This window comes from Oceanobacillus senegalensis (assembly GCF_900176885.1).
Lineage (GTDB): Bacteria > Bacillota > Bacilli > Bacillales > Amphibacillaceae > Oceanobacillus > Oceanobacillus senegalensis.
This window is the reverse complement of record NZ_LT839648.1, coordinates 2,876,002-2,896,414: the sequence shown is the minus strand read 5'-3', so window position 1 is coordinate 2,896,414 and position 20,413 is coordinate 2,876,002. Positions and strand designations below refer to the sequence as shown.

Annotated in this window: 18 protein-coding genes; 15 read left to right on the top strand and 3 right to left on the bottom strand. The window is 36.4% G+C overall.

Annotated elements, in window-relative coordinates; all coding sequences use genetic code 11:
* Positions 1 to 173 precede the first annotated feature (173 nt).
* The 13 genes from CAO17_RS13995 (at position 174) to rlmD (ending at position 15,838) form a co-directional block, all read left to right on the top strand.
* Positions 174 to 1,244: a DUF3048 domain-containing protein gene (locus CAO17_RS13995; RefSeq protein ID WP_085993301.1), complete on the top strand. Its 1,071-nt coding sequence runs from the start codon at positions 174 to 176 to the stop codon at positions 1,242 to 1,244.
* Between the two features lie 100 nt (positions 1,245 to 1,344).
* Positions 1,345 to 1,647: a YerC/YecD family TrpR-related protein gene (locus CAO17_RS13990; RefSeq protein WP_085993300.1), complete on the top strand. Its 303-nt coding sequence runs from the start codon at positions 1,345 to 1,347 to the stop codon at positions 1,645 to 1,647.
* A 177-nt stretch (positions 1,648 to 1,824) separates the two neighbouring features.
* Positions 1,825 to 2,508 carry a heptaprenylglyceryl phosphate synthase gene (gene pcrB, locus CAO17_RS13985; RefSeq protein ID WP_085993299.1) on the top strand — a complete coding sequence of 228 codons (684 nt, stop codon included), beginning with the start codon at positions 1,825 to 1,827 and terminating at the stop codon, positions 2,506 to 2,508.
* 18 nt (positions 2,509 to 2,526) lie between these two features.
* Positions 2,527 to 4,749 carry a DNA helicase PcrA gene (pcrA, locus tag CAO17_RS13980; RefSeq protein WP_085993298.1) on the top strand — a complete coding sequence of 741 codons (2,223 nt, stop codon included), beginning with the start codon at positions 2,527 to 2,529 and terminating at the stop codon, positions 4,747 to 4,749.
* A 15-nt stretch (positions 4,750 to 4,764) separates the two neighbouring features.
* Complete coding sequence (ligA, locus tag CAO17_RS13975) at positions 4,765 to 6,783, top strand: NAD-dependent DNA ligase LigA (RefSeq protein ID WP_085993297.1); 2,019 nt, start codon at positions 4,765 to 4,767, stop codon at positions 6,781 to 6,783.
* Complete coding sequence (locus tag CAO17_RS13970; protein WP_085993296.1) at positions 6,780 to 7,916, top strand: CamS family sex pheromone protein; 1,137 nt, start codon at positions 6,780 to 6,782, stop codon at positions 7,914 to 7,916. The genes ligA and CAO17_RS13970 overlap by 4 nt, the downstream gene beginning before the upstream one ends.
* A gap of 267 nt (positions 7,917 to 8,183) precedes the next feature.
* The gene (locus CAO17_RS13965) at positions 8,184 to 9,452 is read left to right on the top strand and encodes a helix-turn-helix domain-containing protein (RefSeq protein WP_085993295.1); all 1,269 of its coding nucleotides are present in this window, start codon (positions 8,184 to 8,186) and stop codon (positions 9,450 to 9,452) included.
* Between the two features lie 20 nt (positions 9,453 to 9,472).
* Complete coding sequence (locus CAO17_RS21105) at positions 9,473 to 9,613, top strand: hypothetical protein (protein ID WP_179151960.1); 141 nt, start codon at positions 9,473 to 9,475, stop codon at positions 9,611 to 9,613.
* A gap of 330 nt (positions 9,614 to 9,943) precedes the next feature.
* On the top strand, positions 9,944 to 10,234 hold the full coding sequence (gatC, locus tag CAO17_RS13960; RefSeq protein WP_085993294.1) for an Asp-tRNA(Asn)/Glu-tRNA(Gln) amidotransferase subunit GatC: 291 nt from the start codon (positions 9,944 to 9,946) through the stop codon (positions 10,232 to 10,234).
* A gap of 12 nt (positions 10,235 to 10,246) precedes the next feature.
* Entirely contained in the window at positions 10,247 to 11,716 is a 1,470-nt protein-coding gene (gene gatA, locus CAO17_RS13955) for an Asp-tRNA(Asn)/Glu-tRNA(Gln) amidotransferase subunit GatA (protein WP_085993293.1), read from the top strand.
* Complete coding sequence (gatB, locus tag CAO17_RS13950) at positions 11,716 to 13,146, top strand: Asp-tRNA(Asn)/Glu-tRNA(Gln) amidotransferase subunit GatB (protein WP_085993292.1); 1,431 nt, start codon at positions 11,716 to 11,718, stop codon at positions 13,144 to 13,146. Before gatA ends, gatB begins: the two co-directional genes overlap by 1 nt.
* Before the next feature lie 266 nt (positions 13,147 to 13,412).
* Positions 13,413 to 14,333, top strand: coding sequence for a diacylglycerol kinase (locus CAO17_RS13945; protein WP_085993291.1), 921 nt, complete (start codon positions 13,413 to 13,415; stop codon positions 14,331 to 14,333).
* Between the two features lie 119 nt (positions 14,334 to 14,452).
* Positions 14,453 to 15,838 carry a 23S rRNA (uracil(1939)-C(5))-methyltransferase RlmD gene (gene rlmD, locus CAO17_RS13940; RefSeq protein ID WP_085993290.1) on the top strand — a complete coding sequence of 462 codons (1,386 nt, stop codon included), beginning with the start codon at positions 14,453 to 14,455 and terminating at the stop codon, positions 15,836 to 15,838.
* A gap of 215 nt (positions 15,839 to 16,053) precedes the next feature.
* Here rlmD and CAO17_RS13935 read toward each other — a convergent pair whose 3' ends face one another.
* Together CAO17_RS13935 and CAO17_RS22135 are read right to left on the bottom strand one after the other, a co-directional pair.
* Positions 16,054 to 16,305 carry a heavy-metal-associated domain-containing protein gene (locus CAO17_RS13935; RefSeq protein WP_085993289.1) on the bottom strand — a complete coding sequence of 84 codons (252 nt, stop codon included), beginning with the start codon at positions 16,303 to 16,305 and terminating at the stop codon, positions 16,054 to 16,056.
* A gap of 112 nt (positions 16,306 to 16,417) precedes the next feature.
* Positions 16,418 to 17,221: a cytochrome c oxidase assembly protein gene (locus CAO17_RS22135; RefSeq protein ID WP_085993288.1), complete on the bottom strand. Its 804-nt coding sequence runs from the start codon at positions 17,219 to 17,221 to the stop codon at positions 16,418 to 16,420.
* Positions 17,222 to 17,567: 346 nt separating this feature from the next.
* On the opposite strand from CAO17_RS22135, the gene CAO17_RS13925 reads away from it, so the two are divergent.
* Positions 17,568 to 18,557, top strand: a complete 990-nt coding sequence (locus tag CAO17_RS13925; protein WP_085993287.1) for a tRNA dihydrouridine synthase — start codon at positions 17,568 to 17,570, stop codon at positions 18,555 to 18,557.
* 398 nt (positions 18,558 to 18,955) lie between these two features.
* Here CAO17_RS13925 and CAO17_RS13920 read toward each other — a convergent pair whose 3' ends face one another.
* Complete coding sequence (locus CAO17_RS13920) at positions 18,956 to 19,264, bottom strand: winged helix-turn-helix transcriptional regulator (protein ID WP_085993286.1); 309 nt, start codon at positions 19,262 to 19,264, stop codon at positions 18,956 to 18,958.
* A 256-nt stretch (positions 19,265 to 19,520) separates the two neighbouring features.
* Here CAO17_RS13920 and CAO17_RS13915 point away from each other — a divergent pair, with 256 nt between their 5' ends.
* Positions 19,521 to 20,156, top strand: coding sequence for an NAD(P)-dependent oxidoreductase (locus CAO17_RS13915; protein ID WP_085993285.1), 636 nt, complete (start codon positions 19,521 to 19,523; stop codon positions 20,154 to 20,156).
* Positions 20,157 to 20,413: the final 257 nt, after the last annotated feature.

Below are 20,413 nucleotides of genomic sequence, written 5' to 3'. Positions count from 1 at the left end.
GAGGCTCATCAGCCGCCTTTGGTGCGCGCAGTGTATTTCCGTAGCGGTATTATCATACTATCTTAATCTTTACTGCGTATTTCTTTCAAATGCGAGACAAAAGATAATAGAATGATGAAAAGAGCCTATAGAAGAATAGATGCAGTAGAAATTATTCAAAAGGTGTTGGGAAAATGAAGAAATTCCTATTTTTATTTCTAGTTTTCCTTGCTCTACTTTCGGGTTGTTCGAATAGTAATGAACAAGTGCAGGAACAAGAAGAACCAGACAAGGAAACACAAGAAGAGAAAACGCAAGAAAAGGAAGAAAAGACAGAACAAGAAAGTTTTGACAATATTTATCCATTAACAGGTATTGGGACAAATGATTCCGTAAATAATCGTATTATTGGTGTAATGGTAAATAATCATCCAAAAGCAAGACCGCAAACTGGTTTATCACAGGCAGATATCGTTTTTGAGATTTTGGCAGAAGGAATGATTACAAGGTTTTTAGCATTATATCAGAGTAAAATACCTAATGTGGTTGGCCCAGTAAGAAGTGCACGTGAATATTATTTTGAATTAGCAGATGATTATAATGCTTTATATGTGTATCATGGAGCGGCTGACTTTGTAGATGAAATGATTATTAATCGAGGGATAGATTCCTTAAATGGTTCCATTTTTGATAATGATGGACATTTATTTAAAAGGGAAACATTCCGTAATGCCCCACATAATTCGTATGTATTATTAGAATCGGCGTATGATGTAGCGGAAAGAAAAGGATATGAATCTACTGTCGAATATGAACCATTACCATTCCTAGCGAATGCTGATTCAGTAAAATTATCGGGAGAACCTGCACAGCATATTGAGGTCATTTACTCGGAAAAGTATTCATTTGCAAACGTTGAATTTATATATAATGAAAAAGAACAGAAATATATGAGATATAGTAATGGAGAAAAGTCAGTGGAATTAGAAACAGAAATTCCAATTCAAGTAGAAAATGTTTTTATTATAGAGACGGATCATAAGGTGATAGATGATGTTGGTCGAAGGGAAATTGACCTTACATCTGGTGGAGATGCATATTTAATAAGAAAAGGGATTGTCCAGAAGGTTACATGGGAGAATCGGAATGGTAGGATTATTCCTGTAAAAAATGGGGAGTTTATTGGGTTTGTGCCCGGGAAAACCTGGGTGAATGTTATCCCCACTTTACCAGGGTTAGAACAATCTGTGATTATTTCTGACTAATCAAAGTTAAGGTATCTTCGTTAAGAATCTGATACACTAGTAAATAGAAAATAGTCGCTGTACATACTATGTAAAAAAGAATAGAGCAGGAGGATTTGCTGTGCAAATAGATAAGTTAAGAGGAGAGCAACTGGATCAATTATTCGATGCTATTCTTTCCCTTAAGGATAGGGAGGAATGTTATCGGTTCTTTGATGATATTGCAACGATGTCAGAAGTTCATGCACTTTCCCAACGACTACAAGTTGCAAAAATGCTTATGGATGGAAGTACGTACAGTAACATTGAAAAAGATACGAAAGCATCGACTGCCACTATCTCTCGCGTACGCCGTTGTATTAACTATGGTAGTGATGGGTATAAGATGGTGCTAGACCGAGTAAATAACAAGGAACAGGAATAAGCCACACCCGCGATGGGTGGGGCTTTTGTTTTTATCACAGGTTAATTTTTCCCCGAAACCTTAAGATTCCACTATTCACCCACATTCAAAAATTTCCACCACATATTCCTAAATTCCGACAGTGATTTTTGGTATAATGTATTAATGGAATTTGAGAGATGGAGGATTACCCATTTGATGACGAAAATGAACGAATGGAATCATATTTTTAAACTGGATCCGGCAAAGGAAATTTCTAATGAACAGCTAAAGATACTATGTGAATCAGGAACGGATGCAATAATGGTTGGTGGAACTGACAATGTGACCTGGGAAGCAGTTGATGATTTACTTTATCGGATTAGTAAATATCCTGTTCATCGTATATTGGAAGTTTCTACAATGGATGCCGTTGTGCCAGGATTTGATGATTATTTTATTCCAATGGTGTTTAATTCTACGGAGAAAAAATGGTTTATGGATATGCAACATCAAGGAATGAAAAAATATTTGGAGTTTCTTGACCATGTCGATTTAACTTTTGAGGGCTATTGTATTTTGAACGAAGAAGCAAAGGCTTTTCAATATACAAATAGTGTCCTACCAGATGTAGAGGATACACTTGTTTATGCATATATGGCTGAGCATGTTTTTCATTTACCAATCTTCTACTTAGAATATAGTGGAAAATATGGCGAACCTAATCTTGTAAGGGATGTTAAAAGGAAGCTTAACCAAACTTTACTTTTTTATGGTGGAGGCATTCAAAATAGTCTCCAAGCCAAAGAAATGAAACAATATGCCGATGTTATTATTGTCGGAAATAGCATATATACAGATTTTGATAAAGCGTTGGAAACCGTTCAAGCAGTTAGTGGCTAATAAATGGGAGGTGTTCTAATGAGTCAGACAATGGATGACTTAATAAAAGGACTAAATAAAAATCAGCGAGAAGCAGTGAAAACGACTGAAGGACCGCTATTAATTATGGCAGGTGCAGGATCTGGTAAGACGAGGGTGTTGACCCATCGAATTGCTTATTTAATTGAGGAAAAAGGGGTGGCGCCAAGAAATATTTTGGCAATTACTTTTACAAATAAAGCTGCAAGGGAAATGAAGGAACGTGTCCGGAAATTAGTCGGTTCGGAGAGTGACTATATGTGGGTTTCCACATTCCACTCCATGTGTGTCCGTATTCTAAGAAGAGATATCGACCGAATTGGTTATAGTAGCAACTTCACCATCTTAGACAGCAGTGATCAATTGTCCGTTGTAAAGCAAGTATTAAAAGACTTAAATATAGATCCGAAGCAATTTGATCCACGTGCTATGATTGGACAAATAAGTTCTGCTAAAAATGAACTCATCACTCATGAAGAGTACAGTAAAAATGCCGGTGGTTTTTACAATCAACAAATTGCGAAGATTTATGAAGGCTATCAAAAAATGCTACAAAAGAATCAGTGTCTAGATTTTGATGATTTGATTATGCAAACTATTCATTTATTCAAGCGTGTACCAGAAGTACTTGAATATTACCAACGTCGTTTCCAATATATTCACGTGGATGAGTATCAGGATACGAACCACGCACAATATTTCTTGGTTAAACAACTAGCCAATCGATTTCAAAATCTATGTGTCGTAGGTGATTCGGATCAGTCTATTTATCGTTGGCGTGGTGCAGATATTTCTAATATTCTTTCTTTTGAAAAGGACTACCCAGCAGCGAAAACGGTGTTTTTGGAGCAAAACTATCGATCAACAAAATCGATTCTTGAAGCGGCAAACAAGGTGATTGCTAATAACCCAGGTCGAAAGCCAAAAAATCTTTGGACAGATAATCCCGATGGTAAGAAAATCAATTATTATCAAGCCTCAACGGAGCAGGATGAAGGCTTGTATGTTACGAATAAGATTCAGGAACTAACGAGACAAGAAGGATATTCCCTCAATGATATCGCAATCTTATATCGTACTAACGCACAGTCACGTGCGGTTGAGGATACATTTGTTAAATCAGGGATTTCGTATCAAATGGTAGGTGGCACAAAGTTCTATGATCGTAAGGAAATTAAGGACATGCTTGCATACCTACGATTAATTACCAATCCGAATGATGATATTAGCTTCGAACGTATCGTCAATGTACCAAAACGAGGAATCGGTAAAACATCGATTGAAAAATTGCGTGCGTATGCGGCACAACATGATATTTCCTTCTTCCAAACAACCATGGAAGTTGATTTTACGGGAGTATCCAAAAAGGCAGCAAAAGCACTTAGTGAATTCGGAAATCTAATTAAAACGTTGACCCAGCAGCAAGAGTTCTTGACAGCTACAGATATGGTTGAAGCTGTTTTAAATCGAACAGGTTATGAACAAATGCTGAAAAACGAAAACTCTTTGGAAGCTCAATCTCGTTTGGAAAACTTGGAAGAGTTTATGACGGTTACGAAGGACTTTGAAGCAAATGCAGAAGACAAAACACTTGTTGCTTTTCTAACAGATTTAGCATTAATTGCAGATATTGATAAGGTTGGTGAAGAGGATACAGACAACGAGGAAAAAGTTACGCTAATGACATTACATGCTGCAAAAGGTCTTGAATTCCCGGTTGTATTTCTAATTGGTATGGAAGAAAATGTTTTTCCACATAGTCGTTCCCTTATGGACTCAGAGGAAATGGAGGAAGAGCGAAGACTTGCTTATGTTGGAATAACTCGTGCTGAGCAGATCCTTTTCCTAACCCATGCGAAAATGCGCACACTATATGGTAAAACCAATATGAATCCGATTAGCCGTTTTATAAATGAAATTCCCCAAGACTTAATCGAAGGAATTGAAGAAGCACGCACATCCATGTTAGGAACGTCTTCTTTTGGAAAATCAAAAGACAGACCTTCTCCTGTTAAACGAAAAGCAGAGCGTGTACAGAAAACCACTGGTGCAGAAACCCAAGAATGGGCACCTGGAGACAAAGCAGCACATAAGAAATGGGGAGTTGGTACAGTGGTGAAAGTGCAAGGAGAAGGTGAGAAAATGGAACTAGATGTTGCTTTTCCAGCACCAACAGGAATAAAGCGATTGTTAGCAAAATTCGCTCCAATCACGAAACAATAGGAGGTGTGCTTCTTTATGAATAAAAAGCAAGCACAGGAAAAAATCAACGAACTCAGAGAATTATTAAATCAATATAGCCATGAATATTATGTTTTAGATAAACCAACTGTACCTGATGTAGAATATGATGAAAAATTGCAGGAATTATTGAAGCTTGAAGACCAATTTCCTGAACTAGTCACAGAGGATTCCCCCACCCAACGAGTTGGTGGGGAGCCTTTGGATGCTTTTGAAAAAGTAGAGCATCGTGTTCCGATGCTTAGTCTTGGCAATGCCTTTAATGAACAGGATCTTAGGGATTTTGCTAGACGTGCAGAAGAAGGTGTGGATGGACCGATTTCATTTGTATGTGAATTAAAAATTGATGGACTTGCTATATCCCTTTCCTATGAAAATGGTAAGTTCGTTCGTGGGGCCACGCGTGGGGATGGAACCATTGGTGAGGACATAACCCAAAATTTAAAAACGATTCATAGTATCCCATTAAATTTAAAGGAACCGGAAACATTAGAGGTTCGTGGAGAAGCATTTATGCCTCATCAATCCTTTCTAAAATTAAATGAGGAACGAGAGGCAAATGAAGAAGAGCCTTTCGCTAACCCAAGAAATGCTGCGGCTGGATCATTAAGACAGTTAGATCCGAAAATTGCTGCAAAGCGGAATCTTGATACATTCTTGTATGCAGTTGGAGAATGGGAAAACAGTGATGTGACAACCCATAGCGGACGTTTAGAAAAGCTAAAAGAACTCGGCTTTAAAACTAATCCAGAATGGAAAAAATGTTCTACTATTGAAGAAGTAATGGAATATGTGGAATATTGGACAAAGGAACGTCCGAATTTAAACTATGAGATTGATGGTATTGTTATTAAAGTAGATGATTTAAACCAACAGGATGAACTTGGTTTTACTGCCAAAAGTCCACGTTGGGCAATTGCTTTTAAGTTCCCTGCTGAAGAAGCAATGACCAAATTGAAAGATATTGAATTAAGTGTCGGAAGAACAGGAGTAGTGACACCAACTGCAATTTTAGACCCAGTTCGAATTGCTGGTACCACGGTTCAACGAGCATCATTACATAACGAAGACCTTATTCGTGAACAGGATATTCGTATAGGGGATACGGTAGTAATCAAAAAAGCTGGAGATATCATTCCAAAGGTCGTACGTGTAGTAGAAGAAAATCGTACGGGTGAGGAAGCGGAGTTCCATATGCCGCATGATTGTCCGACATGTGGTAGTGAACTGGTGCGATTGGATGGAGAGGTTGCGTTACGATGCATGAACCCAAACTGTCCAGCGCAGTTAATGGAAGGACTCATTCATTTTGTTTCCCGTAATGCGATGAATATTGATGGATTAGGTGAGAAGGTCATCATGCAGCTTTTCCAAGAGGACCTAATTCAAACGATGGCCGATTTATATCGCTTAGAACGTGAAGAATTGTTGAAGCTGGAGCGGATGGGTGAAAAATCCGTAGACAATTTGTTAAAGGCAATTGAGGCTTCTAAAGAAAATTCTCTGGAAAGGCTTCTCTTCGGTTTAGGAATTCGCTTTATTGGTGCTAAGGCTGCAAAAACATTAGCCATGGAATTTGAAAACATGGAAAAACTGAAGGAAGCAACCCATGATGAACTGATAGCCATTGATGAGATTGGTGAAAAGATGGCTGATGCAATTGTTCAATATTTCGAAGAGGAAAAAGTGAAGGATCTGATTGATGACCTTCAGGCGTTAGGTTTAAATATGGAGTATAAAGGACCGAAGAAAAAAGAACAACACGAGCAGGAGAATAGTGTTTTTGCAGCAAAAACAGTAGTTCTAACAGGGAAAATGGAGAACTACACTCGTAATGAAGCAAAATCATTGATTGAATCACTGGGTGGTTCAGTTACTGGAAGTGTTAGTAAAAAGACGGATATCCTCATCGCTGGAGAGGATGCAGGCTCCAAATTTGATAAGGCTCAGAAATTAGGAATAACCATTTGGGATGAAGAACAGTTGAAAGAAGCATTGGAGAGTGTGTCTGAATGAGAAAGTTAGGTGTTACCATCCTTTTATCTGGTATGCTTCTTGCTAGCTGTTCCCCAATAAATAATGAAGAACCGGAAGTTGTACAGGAAAATGAAGATATGGAGCAGGAAACATCGATTGTTCCTAGCTACCAATTGAATGATGAAACCTATCGTGTCATTCTCCCATATCAGACGAGTGAGGCAAGAGGGGTAACTACGAATCAGGTTGCCAATCGTGTTGATATCGATGAATTGGAACAAGGGTTAATGCGCCATTCCAAGGGGATCTTTGATCCAAGTAAATTATATTTTCAAGAAGGACAATATCTAACAAAAGATTTGCTATTCGAATGGATTGATGGATTAAATCCTAAAATCAATGAAGACGAATTAGAGGAATTGGATACGAAAGAAAAGGTTAATGTTTATAAAGAAAATCCACGTATACTTTCCCACATATTGGAACAAAACTATTTAAAGCGCAATGAGGATAGTACGGTTGAATTAGCTGGGATATCTATTGGAATTGCTCTAAAGTCTGTTTATCGTTTCGATACCGAAATAGGAGGTCCATCTTATTATGAAGAGATTTCCATGGATGAAATGCTAGGGAAGGGACGAGAAGTTGCACAAACTATTGTAGAACAAATGCGTTCAATGGAGGATATTCCTGATGTACCAATTATGATTGCCTTGTTCAGAGAGGAAGAACAAAATTCTCCTGTTCCTGGTGAATTTATTGCGAAAACAGTCGTCTCGCCAGGCAAGCAAACAATTAATGATTGGGATAGTATAAACGAAGAGAATATTCTATTTCCCTCTAGTGAAGGACAATCCAAATATCCTGAGGATCATGAGGTAATATCTAGCTTTGGAAATGAGATTTCAGAGTTTTTCCCTAACTATGTAGGTGTAGTAGGGAGAGGGTTTTACATTAATGAAGAAATGCAAAAGCTAACGCTAGAAATCCCTATTGAATTTTATGGTAAAGCAGAAATAATCGGTTTTACTCAGTACGTATATGGTTTAGTCCTAGATATGTTCCCGAACCGGTTTAACTTGGAAATTCAGGTGACTTCGAGTGCTGGCTTGGAGAGCCTCATAACTCGTGAAGTAGGTGAAGAAAAACCAAGCGTGCATATATTTGATTAGGCAAAATTTATTGTAAAAAATTACGAAAATATTTGTGACCTATGGAACTCTTATTAGTTATGAACGTAATTCCATAACACAGAATACAGTTGCACCTCTTTTTGATCGCCAAAAAGAGGTGATTTTTCTTTTTACAGGAAAACAGGAAAAAAATAAGCGTTTTAATCCGCGTGAAACACTATGTTTTTCCCAAACTGAACATTTAAAATATATGATATAATATAACTAAATTGAATGGTAAAACTTAGGAATGATAGGGTGGGTATTTTGATAGAGATTGGATCATTTATTAAGCTGCAACGTACAAAACAAGGGATGACACTTGGAGAATTAGCGGATGGTATTGTATCTGTATCGTACTTATCAAAAATAGAAAATCTAAAAACCCACGCAAGTCCTGAGATTATTCGATTATTATGTAACAGATTAGGAATAAAGTTAGATAGTAGTAATGAGGATGTTATTAAAGAAAAATGTGAAAAATGGTACGGTATGCTTTTTGAAGTAAATGATCAACAAGAAATTATGGATACCTACCAAGAGATACAGGAAATGATGGATAAAAATCTATCTGATAGCCTACTTATGTTTGAGATTCATAAGATTAGATATTTTACAATGATAGGTGAAATTGATAAGGCACTGAAAAAAATCAATGAACTGAATGAGATAGCTAATAATTTTAATCCTACACAACAATTTTACTGGTATAAGTTTAAAGGAAATTATTATTCAGTAAATAGGGATTACAACCAAGCAATCTATTTTTACAAAAAATCAGAAGAAAAGATGGTAAGAGTGGATATTGGCGAAGATGAGGATGCTGATTTGAAGTATACAATTGCTGTAACCTATAGCGAATTAAGAAATACGTTAGAAGCAATTGATTATGCGAAGGAAGCTTTATCCATATTTATGAAGCAATATAATTTTCATCGCTGCGCACAATGTCATATTGTTTTGGGTATTTCCTATCGCAGGATAAAAATGTATGAAAAAGCTATCAAGAACTATAATTTAGCTAAACATTTGGCTGAATTAAATAATAATAAGCAAGTCAATCAACAGACAACTTATAATTTAGGAAACTTGTATTCTACCATTGGCAATCATGAGAAAGCTATTCAATATTATCGTGAGGTCGTAGAAGACGATGCGATTTATCCACAAGAGAAGCTGACTGCTATAACGTCTCTGATTAAGGAATACTATAATGTTGGCAAATTGGATGAGACGAAAGAAATGATTCAGATAGCCTTAGACATAGTAGACTCCGTTAAAAATAGTGTCTACTATAAACAATTTTATTATATAATATATACCTACACATATCTCATAAATAAGGAAAATGAAAACTTTAAATCGTTAGTAAAGGACAAATTTATACCTTACCTAAAAAAGAATGGGGATTATGGCAATCTAGTCACCTATTCCAATATGCTAGCAAATCACTTTGCTAGTCAAGGTAAGTATAAAGAGTCTGTTAAATACTATAAACTTGCAAATAAAACATATGAGAAATTAATTAATTTATAATTATAAGGAGGAGATTTACCATGAAAAAAGTGATTTTAAAAGTAGCATTGGGAACTGCTTTAGTAGCTGGGTTATTCTTCACTGCTGATGAATCATCAGATCTAGCAACGGATTTACATCCAAGTATCTTTTCTATTGAAGAACCAGTTTCTTTTTATTAATATGTAATGAATTTTTTTCATTTAATTTTTACCCTATTACTATATGATGAATTTTTGCTGGAATAGATTGGAAAACTATTCCAGCTCTTTTTTTATTTTGTTGAAGTATTTGTTGCAGTATAAAGAAAATGCGTAGCAAATCTAAAAATGATGATAGTAGAATAATATCGCTGAGGAAATGGAATTTTTTTCAATGACATACATTATTACAAAATTTGCCTATTTGCGACTTTCTCTGCTATTATCATATTGTTATAATAATTAATTATGGTTATATTTAAATGTATGAGATACATCATATTATACAATTATTAGTTTGGAGGGTGACGGATGGCGGATATTTCAAAAGATCAGGTAAAACATGTTGCACATCTTGCTAGACTTGCTGTCACGGATGAAGAAGTAGAGCAGTTAACAGAGGATTTAGGTGCAATTATTCGTTATGCAGAGCAATTAAATGAGCTTGATACAGATAATGTAAAACCGACTACACATGTGTTAGACATCAAGAATGTTATGCGTAAGGACGAGCCAAAAGAATGGATTACACAAGAGGAAGCATTGAAGAATGCTCCAGATGAAAAAGATGGGCAATTCCGTGTGCCATCAATCCTAGAATAAGGAGGGAACTACATGTCTTTATTTGACCATACGATTAAAGAATTAGAAGAGAAATTACATAATAAAGAAATAACCGTACAGGATTTAGTAGATGAATCTTATAACCGTATTAAAGAGGTTGACGGTGAAGTTCATGCCTTTTTGACATTAAATGAAGAAAGTGCAAGAGCGCAAGCGAAAGAATTAGATAAGAGTCATGATACGGTCGCAAGTCTTTTTGGAATGCCTGCTGGGATTAAGGATAACATCATGACAAAGGGACTTCGTACAACCTGTGCAAGTCAGTTCTTAGATAACTTTGAAGATCCTTTATACGATGCTACGGTTATTGAAAAACTAGCAAAGGAAAAACCTGTTACAATCGGTAAATTAAACATGGATGAATTTGCAATGGGTTCTTCCAATGAAAATTCAAGCTATACACCAACAAGAAACCCATGGAATACAGACTATGTTCCTGGAGGGTCTAGTGGTGGTTCTGCTGCTGCAGTTGCTGCTGGCGAAGTTTTATTTTCATTAGGTTCTGATACTGGGGGTTCTATTCGTCAACCCGCGGCATTTTGTGGTGTTGTCGGAATGAAGCCTACCTACGGCCGCGTGTCACGTTTTGGCTTAGTTGCCTTTGCATCTTCCTTAGATCAAATTGGACCAATTACTCGAAATGTAGAAGATAATGCACGTATACTTGAAGTAATCGCAGGCCGTGACGATATGGATGCAACAAGTGCGGATGTAGAAGTACCAAAATACACAGAGGCCTTAACGAATAAGGTAGAAGGCTTAAAGATTGCGGTACCGAAGGAATATCTTGCTGAAGGGGTAAACCCAGAAGTAAAAGAAGCAGTTATGAATGCACTTAAAGTTTATGAGTCACTAGGCGCAACATGGGAAGAAGTATCTCTACCCCATTCTAAATATGCGGTAGCAACTTATTACTTAATATCCTCATCAGAAGCTTCAGCAAACCTAGCACGATTTGATGGGGTAAGGTACGGTGTTCGTTCTGAAAACGCCGACAACATGATTGACATGTTCAAGAAATCTCGTAGTGAAGGTTTCGGTGAAGAAGTGAAGCGTCGTATTATGCTTGGTACGTTTGCTTTAAGCTCAGGTTATTATGATGCTTACTATAAAAAAGCACAAAAAGTACGTACACTAATCAAAAATGATTTCGATAAAATTTTTGAAGACTATGATGTGGTTATTGGGCCAACGACACCAACACCGGCATTTAAGGTTGGAGAAAATATAGATGATCCATTAACGATGTATGCGAACGATATTTTAACCATCCCAGTAAACTTAGCTGGTGTACCGGGAATTTCCGTTCCTTGCGGATTCAATGAGGAAGGTCTTCCAATTGGTTTACAAATTATTGGAAAACACTTTGACGAAAGCACTGTATATCGTACGGCACATGCTTTCGAACAAGCAACCGATTATCATACGAAACGACCTCAAATTAGAGGAGGTGCCAAATAATGAACTTTGAAACAATTATTGGTCTGGAAGTACACGTAGAATTAAAGACACAATCGAAAATCTTCAGTCCAAGTGTGAATGCATTTGGCTCTGAACCAAATACAAATGTGAACCCAATTGACTTAGGGTATCCAGGTACACTTCCTGTGTTAAATGAAGAAGCAGTAAATTTTGCCATGAAAGCTGCAATGGCATTAAATTGTGACATTGCTACCGATACGAAATTTGACCGTAAAAACTACTTCTATCCGGATAACCCGAAAGCATACCAAATTTCACAATTTGACCAACCCATTGGCGAAAATGGCTGGATAGAGATTGAAGTAAACGGGAAGAAGAAAAAAATTGGTATCACTCGTCTCCATATGGAGGAGGATGCTGGTAAATTAACGCATGGTGAGGATGGATATTCTTACGTGGACTTTAACCGCCAAGGAACACCATTAATCGAAATTGTATCAGAACCGGACATGCGCTCACCAGAAGAAGCATATGCTTATTTAGAGAAACTAAAAAATATCATTCAATATACTGGTGTGTCTGACGTGAAAATGCAAGAAGGTTCTTTACGTTGTGATGCGAACATTTCCCTCCGTCCAATTGGTCAAGAAGAATTTGGTACGAAAACAGAGTTGAAGAACTTAAATTCCTTTAATTATGTACAAAAAGGTTTAGAGTTTGAAGAAAAACGTCAAGAAAAAGTTCTTTTAACTGGTGGGGAAATCTTGCAAGAAACTCGCCGTTATGATGAAAAAACAAAAGAAACAATCTTAATGCGTGTTAAAGAAGGTTCTGATGATTATCGTTACTTCCCTGAACCTGACTTAATTCCACTTTATATTGATGAAGAATGGAAAGAACGCATTCGTGCAGAAATTCCTGAACTTCCAGATGCACGTAGAGCTCGTTACATTAAAGAATTAGGGCTATCAGAATATGATGCAAATGTTATAACTAGCTCTAAAGAGATGGCTGACTTTTTTGAGGAAGCTGTTAATCATGGAGCAGACGTGAAACAGGCGTCAAACTGGTTAATGGGTGAGGTATCTGCTTATATGAATAAGCATTATAAAGAACTTCATGATTTAGCCATAACACCAGAAGCTTTAGCTAAAATGATTAAACTAATAGAAGATGGAACCATTTCCTCTAAGATTGCGAAGAAGGTATTTGCTGAACTAGTGGATAAAGGTGGAGACCCAGAGAAGATTGTTAAAGAAAAAGGGCTTGTTCAAATTTCTGATCCAGATCAATTAAAAGAGATTGTTAACAAGGTACTAGATGAAAATGAACAATCGATTACAGACTATAAGGCCGGTAAAGGAAAAGCACTTGGCTATTTAGTAGGTCAAATTATGAAGGCGACGAAAGGGCAAGCAAACCCACCAATGGTTAATAAGATTTTGAAAGAGGAAATTGATAAGAGATAATAAGTTGAAATAAAAAGTTAACTAGGCTACTATTGCATATGCGATAGTAGTCTAGAATTTGCTAAAGTAAAATTAGGATTTAGGATGAAATGGATAAGTATTACATTAGGTGGAAAAGATTATAAATAAAAAAGTATGCTATAAAAATCGCATAGGCACTATAGAAAGTAAGTATCTATAGTTCGAACCGCTTGTTAATTTTGAAGGAACACTTTGAACGAACCACAAACACCCTATATCAAGGATCAATGGGGGAGGACATCAAAATGAAGAGAGCCCGAATTATATATAACCCAACATCTGGACGTGAAGCCTTTAAAAAGGAATTACCGAATGTCCTGCAAAAGTTAGAGGAAGCTGGATACGAGACATCTGCACATGCAACTACAGGAGAAGGTGATGCAGCTACTGCAGCTAGATATGCTATTTCTAGAAGCTTTGAGTTAGTGGTGGCAGCTGGTGGGGATGGTACAATAAATGAGGTCATACATGGCCTGGCAGAACAGAATCATCGACCAAAGTTAGGTATTATTCCAACAGGTACAACAAATGATTTTGCACGTGCCCTACATATTCCACGCGATATTAGAAAAGCAACGGATATTATAGTGGAAGGACATTCTGCTTTTTTGGACATTGGTAGAGTGAATGAACATTATTTTATTAACATCGCTGGTGGAGGAAAACTTACGGAATTAACATATGACGTACCAGCCAAATTAAAAACCGTTCTCGGACAGATGGCTTATTATGTAAAAGGGATTGAAATGCTTCCCTCCCTTAAACCTGCTCGAGTTAAGATTGAATACGATGGCAATGTCATTGATGAGGATATTATGATTTTTCTTGTTTCGAATTCAAATTCGGTAGGGGGCTTTGAGAAATTGGCACCTGAGGCAAAGCTGGATGATGGTTACTTTGATTTATTTATTTTGAAGAAAGTGAACCTAGCTGAATTTGTCCGGGTTGCTTCTTTGGCTGTAAGAGGTGCTCATTTAAGTGATGATAATATTATTTATAAACAAGCGAAACGTATAACAGTCACCCCGGAAGAAAAAATGCAATTGAATATTGATGGGGAGTATGGTGGATTGTTGCCAGGAGAATTTATTAATCTTAGGCAGCATATTGAGTTCATGGTACCGGAATCATTTAGGAAAGATGAAGAAGAGGAGACTGAGGAATAATCAGTCTTTTTTTGTTTCTATAAAGATGCCGGTATTAAAAAGTATGAGGCATGCGTTTCCTGTTAAAGATATGGTAAGATGTAAACACTAAATACAGTACGGAAAAGGAAGATAAAGGAATGGCAAAGCATACAGCACCAGTAAAAAAGAATGAAACGGTTACATTGAAATTTGAGGACCTCACCCATGAAGGAAATGGTGTTGGGAAAGTGGATGGATATCCATTATTTGTTCCTTATGGTCTCCCGGGAGAAGAAGCAACAGTAAAAGTAGTGAAGGTAAATAAGAATTTTGGTTTTGGAAGATTACTTCATGTTAAAGTAAAAAGTGAAGACCGTGTGGAACCACCTTGTAATGTGTTTTATCAGTGTGGTGGTTGCCAATTGCAACATATGAGTTATGATTTACAACTTAAGATGAAGCGAAACCAAGTAAGGAATGTAATGAAGAAGATTGCTCACTTAGAACATGTTCCTGTTCATGAAACGATTGGTATGAATGACCCATGGAGATATCGTAATAAAGTACAGATTCCAGTTGGAGAACGGGATGGGGAATTAATTACAGGCTTTTATCGTAAACGAAGCCATGACATTATCGATGATATGGAAACTTGCGTGGTTCAGGATGAAATGAATGACCGATCCGTACATGCTGTGCGTAGAATTGCTAATCGGTTAGGAATTGAAGCTTATGATGAGAAGTCAGATCGCGGGGTACTTCGTCATATCATGGTTCGAACTGGTAGAGAAACAGATGAGACGATGATTGTCCTTGTGACTAGAACGAAAAAGTTGCCACATCAAGAAGAATTAATCCGTGAGTTAACAGAAACTTTCCCTCATGTAAAATCCATTGTACATAATATCAACGGCAAAAGAACCAATGTCATTTTAGGCCGAAAATCAAAAGTGATATGGGGAGAAGAATATATTCATGATACGATTGGTGACATCAAATTTGCCATATCTGCACAGTCTTTTTATCAGATTAATCCATATCAAACAAAGGTATTGTATGAAAAGGCACTGGAGTACGCAAAGGTTGGTAAAAATGATGTAGTTGTGGATGCCTATTGCGGAATTGGAACGATTTCTTTATTTTTAGCACAGAAGGCTAAGAAGGTTTATGGTGTTGAAGTTGTTCCGGAAGCCATCAATGATGCGAAAAATAATGCTCGTTTAAATGGGATGGATAATGTTGAATTTTCTGTTGGTGTAGCGGAAAAGGTCATGCCGAAATGGAAAGAACAGGGTCTTGATCCAGATGTTATTGTTGTTGACCCACCACGAAAAGGTTGTGATCCAGAATTCCTGCAGGCGATGATTGATATGGAGCCGAAGCGGATTGTATATGTATCTTGTAATCCTTCAACACTTGCAAGGGATTTAAGAATTTTAGAAGATGGTGGTTTTGAAACGAAAGAAGTACAGCCAGTTGACATGTTTCCTCAGACGAATCATATCGAGGCAGTTTGTTGGTTGGAAAAGAAAATGTCTAGTTAAAACATAAATAAGATTACGCATTTGTCTTGTTTATCCCTTTTTTCTATTGTGTTTGTGGCTTAGTGATTACACATGGTGTATTCTCAGTACAAATTCAATAAGATTCTTTTGTAATGGTTGGGATAAAGTGAAATGAAGCTTTGGTAACAATGGAAATAAGATGATGGAAAAACCCAACTACCACAATGGGTGAGGGCAGTTGGGATCGGGATTGGTTATTTATTCATATTATTCAATTCGAGGCTTTTATGTTGAATGTTTTTAGCTTCAAATCCCATCTTTCTAATTCTATTAATGATTTCTGTAAAGCTAGTTAATTTTTTGTTGAACGTTACAAATCCATGTTCGGTTTCATAGTCAATTTCTACTTTACTTACCCCATCCAATTTTAAAATGGATCTTTCAACTTTCTTTGGACAATCTGGGCAGTGCATTCCTACAACATTTAGATAAACTGTTTCATTCATATTGTTATTCACCACCTTTATTTGCAATTTATATTTTTACTTGTATCTAAGTAATTTTATTTGGAATAAGTAGTATTTATGAAAAGGCTTTTAAGGTACAAAATATATAATTTTATCTCTCCTCGGTATTCCCTAGATAAGATGAGAGAATCATGCCCAATTTGTGCATTGCCAACATTAAAGTTCCGGCCATTATTTGGTCATATTTTGTACGGAATAGGGAAGGAAATAAGTTCATGGAATTAGATTCAATGGGGACGCAAAGTTGTGCTGTAATTTGGTTAAGGAAGGGGTTTTGTACCTCGGCAATCCATGCATTCCATATAAATATAAAACATGCGGGCATTAATAAAATTCCACTTAGAAATAAATAACGTCTTTTTTGTTTTTTGTAGAGTCTTTGCTTGGTATCAGGAGAAACAATAGGCCACCATAAACTAAAACTAAGGATGAACAATAGTGACAAAATTCCATTTTGTATAAACGGAATTTGAGAAGAAATCCTCAATGTAACAGGCAAATGGTATAACATAAATAATAAAGAAAATAAAAATAAGGCTAACTTTGGGGTTAAAAACAGTTTACCTATTATTTTAGTCAATGGTATCTTTACTATCATTTTAAACATATGCTCAGGTATTCCAGCCAGAATTAATGGGGGAATAATAAAATAAAGTATACTCATCTGTAGCATATGTAGACTGAATGAAAGATGACTGAAAGCTGATAAAGGAGTGCCTAGAATAAGATAAAGTATACATAAGGCCAATAAAAAGAGAAGGGGTGGCTTACTATATAGTTTTATCGTTGTATAATGTTTAAGTATGTAGAAATAAAAGAAAGCAATGCCTATAAGAAAAACGGATAATGGAAAATTCCAAACCAGTTCACCCAAAAGAAATGCTTCATACCACATAGAAATCACCTTTTAGTGTTTAATAAGGCCATAGTTGCAATCTATCCCTAATTTCTCTGAATTGTACATTATATGTTTAAAATTGTTATTTATAATCAAAATCCATTACATATATGCCTTTTTAAACATTTAATAAGTAGGCTATAAGTTGAGAATAATGCTATAATCCCCCGAACTACTGATAAATTTTTTTAGTATTAAAGTGTATAATAATCAAAATTTACTATAGTTTGATAAAAAATGCTTAGGCATGATATAAGTATTAAAGAAGCAAAGATATTTTGCTTTTTAATTTTGGGACAAGGTTTGACCTGTATCCCATTAATGAGAGGATTGGAAATTCAATATGACTGATAATTTTTGGCGTGATTTACCACGACCGTTTTTTATATTAGCACCAATGGAAGAGGTGACGAATGTTATTTTTCGTCATGTAGTGAGTGAAGCAGCTAGACCTGATGTGTTTTTTACAGAGTTTACAAACTCGGAAAGTTATTGTCATCCAGAGGGGAGACATAGTGTGCGTGGGCGATTAACTTTTACGGAAGATGAACAACCAATGGTGGCACATATATGGGGGGATAAACCCGAATATTTTCGACAAATGAGTATAGGTATGGCGAAAGAAGGATTTCGCGGTGTGGATATCAATATGGGCTGTCCTGCACCAAATGTGGCACCAAAAGGGAAGGGATGCGGTCTAATCCGTCGTCCAGAAGTTGCAGCAGAACTAATACAAGCAGCAAAAGCAGGGGGATTGCCAGTAAGTGTGAAAACAAGGCTTGGTTACACTTATGTAGATGAATGGCACGACTGGCTTGCGCATTTATTGAAACAGGACATTGTTAATCTTTCTATTCATCTGCGAACAAAAAAGGAAATGAGTAATGTGGATGCTCATTGGGAACTGATTCCAGAGATTAAGAAACTTCGCGATGATATAGCACCAGATACACTTTTGACAATTAATGGGGATATTCCTAACCGTCAAACTGGTTTGGAACTCGTTCATAAATACGGTGTTGATGGGGTCATGATAGGACGTGGGATTTTTAAAAACCCATTTGCTTTTGAAAAAGAGTCAAAAGACCATAGTAGTGAGGAAATGCTTGACCTCCTAAGATTGCACCTTGATCTTTTTGATAAATATTCAAAAATAGAGCCGCGTTCATTTAAACCTCTCCGTCGATTTTTTAAGATATATGTCCGTGACTTTCGAGGAGCAAGTGAATTAAGGAATGAATTGATGAGTACAGAGTCTACAGATCAAGTACGTGAATTGCTCGACAACTTTGAATGGAGAGATGTTGCTAGGACTGGTAGACAGGAATGTTAACGATATTCTAAATGAAACGAATTATTCATCGCAGGTCAAGGGGCCAGTAATACCCCCACCTCGGGAAATGGAGGAAAAACGAATCATTTAAGGTGAGGAAGGGCCTTGTGTCATAGCCTTGTGGTATAAACTGCCACAAAAAGCCCGATTCGTTCGGGCCTACAGGACATGGACGTAGTTCTCAGGAGGCGTTGCGACGTCTTTTTTCCTTAATTTCAGTGTGTGTGTGATGAAAGAAAATCCCTACTGATGGAAGATTCACTTTAGGTAACAAAAAATCTACTCCATATAATGAAAAAAGACATGAACAAAGGTCATTTCACTAAGAAATGTCTCTGTTGTTATGTCTTTTTGATTTGTATATTTTCTATCTATTCATTTAAGGATAGGTGAGTTTCTTATTTAACCCATAGCTGTGACCATTTCTCGATATCTCTAATAATAGGTTTCATGGATTTTCCTTTATCTGTTAAAGAGTATTTTATGACTACTGGCGTCTTAGGGATAACCTCGCGTTTTATAATTTCTTGACTCTCTAGATCCTTCAAACGATCAGATAAAACCTTCCCACTTATACCAATCGCAGTCTGAATTTCACTAAAACGTTGTGTACCTAATAACAATTGATATATAACTAATGCGGTCCATTTTTGACTTAGTAATGAAACGGCTTTCTCAAACTTTGGGCAAATAGTAGGTTGTGTCATTACTTCACCTCTCTTACTTTAAAGTATACCACAATATATTACTAATTTATAAATAATAATTTAAGTACTCGACATTATAAGATAACTATGTTACAGTAAGTTACATAAAGTAACTGATTAATGAAGAAGTAATCATGTAAGAAATTGGTATCCATATCAAAAGAAGAGGGTTTGTCTGAGATAAAGTTGTGAGTTAGGTAGTACATCCATAAAAATAAAGTATTAGAATGAAATCTAAAGGTGGAGGGATGGAATAATGAATATTGCAGTAATTGGAGCAAGTGGTAAAGCAGGAAATTTCATTATGAATGAAGCGGTGAATCGAGGTCATCAAGTGACTGCAATTGTGAGGAGTGCTTCGAAACTAGAAGGTCAGAATGTTCCTGTTATTGAACAAAATATTTTTGATTTGAAAAAAGAAGATCTTAAGTCATTTGATGTAGTTATTAATGCGTTTGGAGCTCCCCTTGGTGAAGAACAAGCACATGTGGATGCTGGACATACGTTAATTGAGGCCCTTAGAGGAACGGATACAAGATTAATTGTAGTAGGAGGAGCAGGTAGCCTTTATGTGGATGAAAGCAAAACGATTAGATTAATAGATACACCTGAATTTCCGGATTTCGTGAAACCAACTGGAAAAGGTCAAGGACGCAACTTAGAAGAATTACTCCAAACTAAAGACTTAACATGGACATTTATTAGCCCATCAGCTATTTTTGATGCAGAAGGAAAAAGAACAGGTTCATATCAGTCAGGAAAAGATCATCTTCTTGTAAATTCAAAAGGGGAAAGTTATATTAGCTACGCTGACTATGCCATTGCAGTGGTGGATGAAGTGGAGAATGCGCAACATGTAAACGAAAGATTTACTGTTGTAGGTGAAAAATAGATAAATTATAAATTATGTTAGTCTACGTGTCTGTTTCTACTATGCTTCGTTAAACGAAACATATTTGATTGCAGTAATCGACTCCAATCATATCCTGGGTTTTTTCAATAAGAACCCGGGATTTTTTTTGTCTCAATTGTAAGAAAAGTTGAATAAGAGAGGAGTGTCCGGGAATTTTACTCTTCCTAATTACAGAAACGTAATGTTTTCTTAAGGAATTTTTTAATTTGGGGTCAACTGTCAGTAAAGCTCTTATT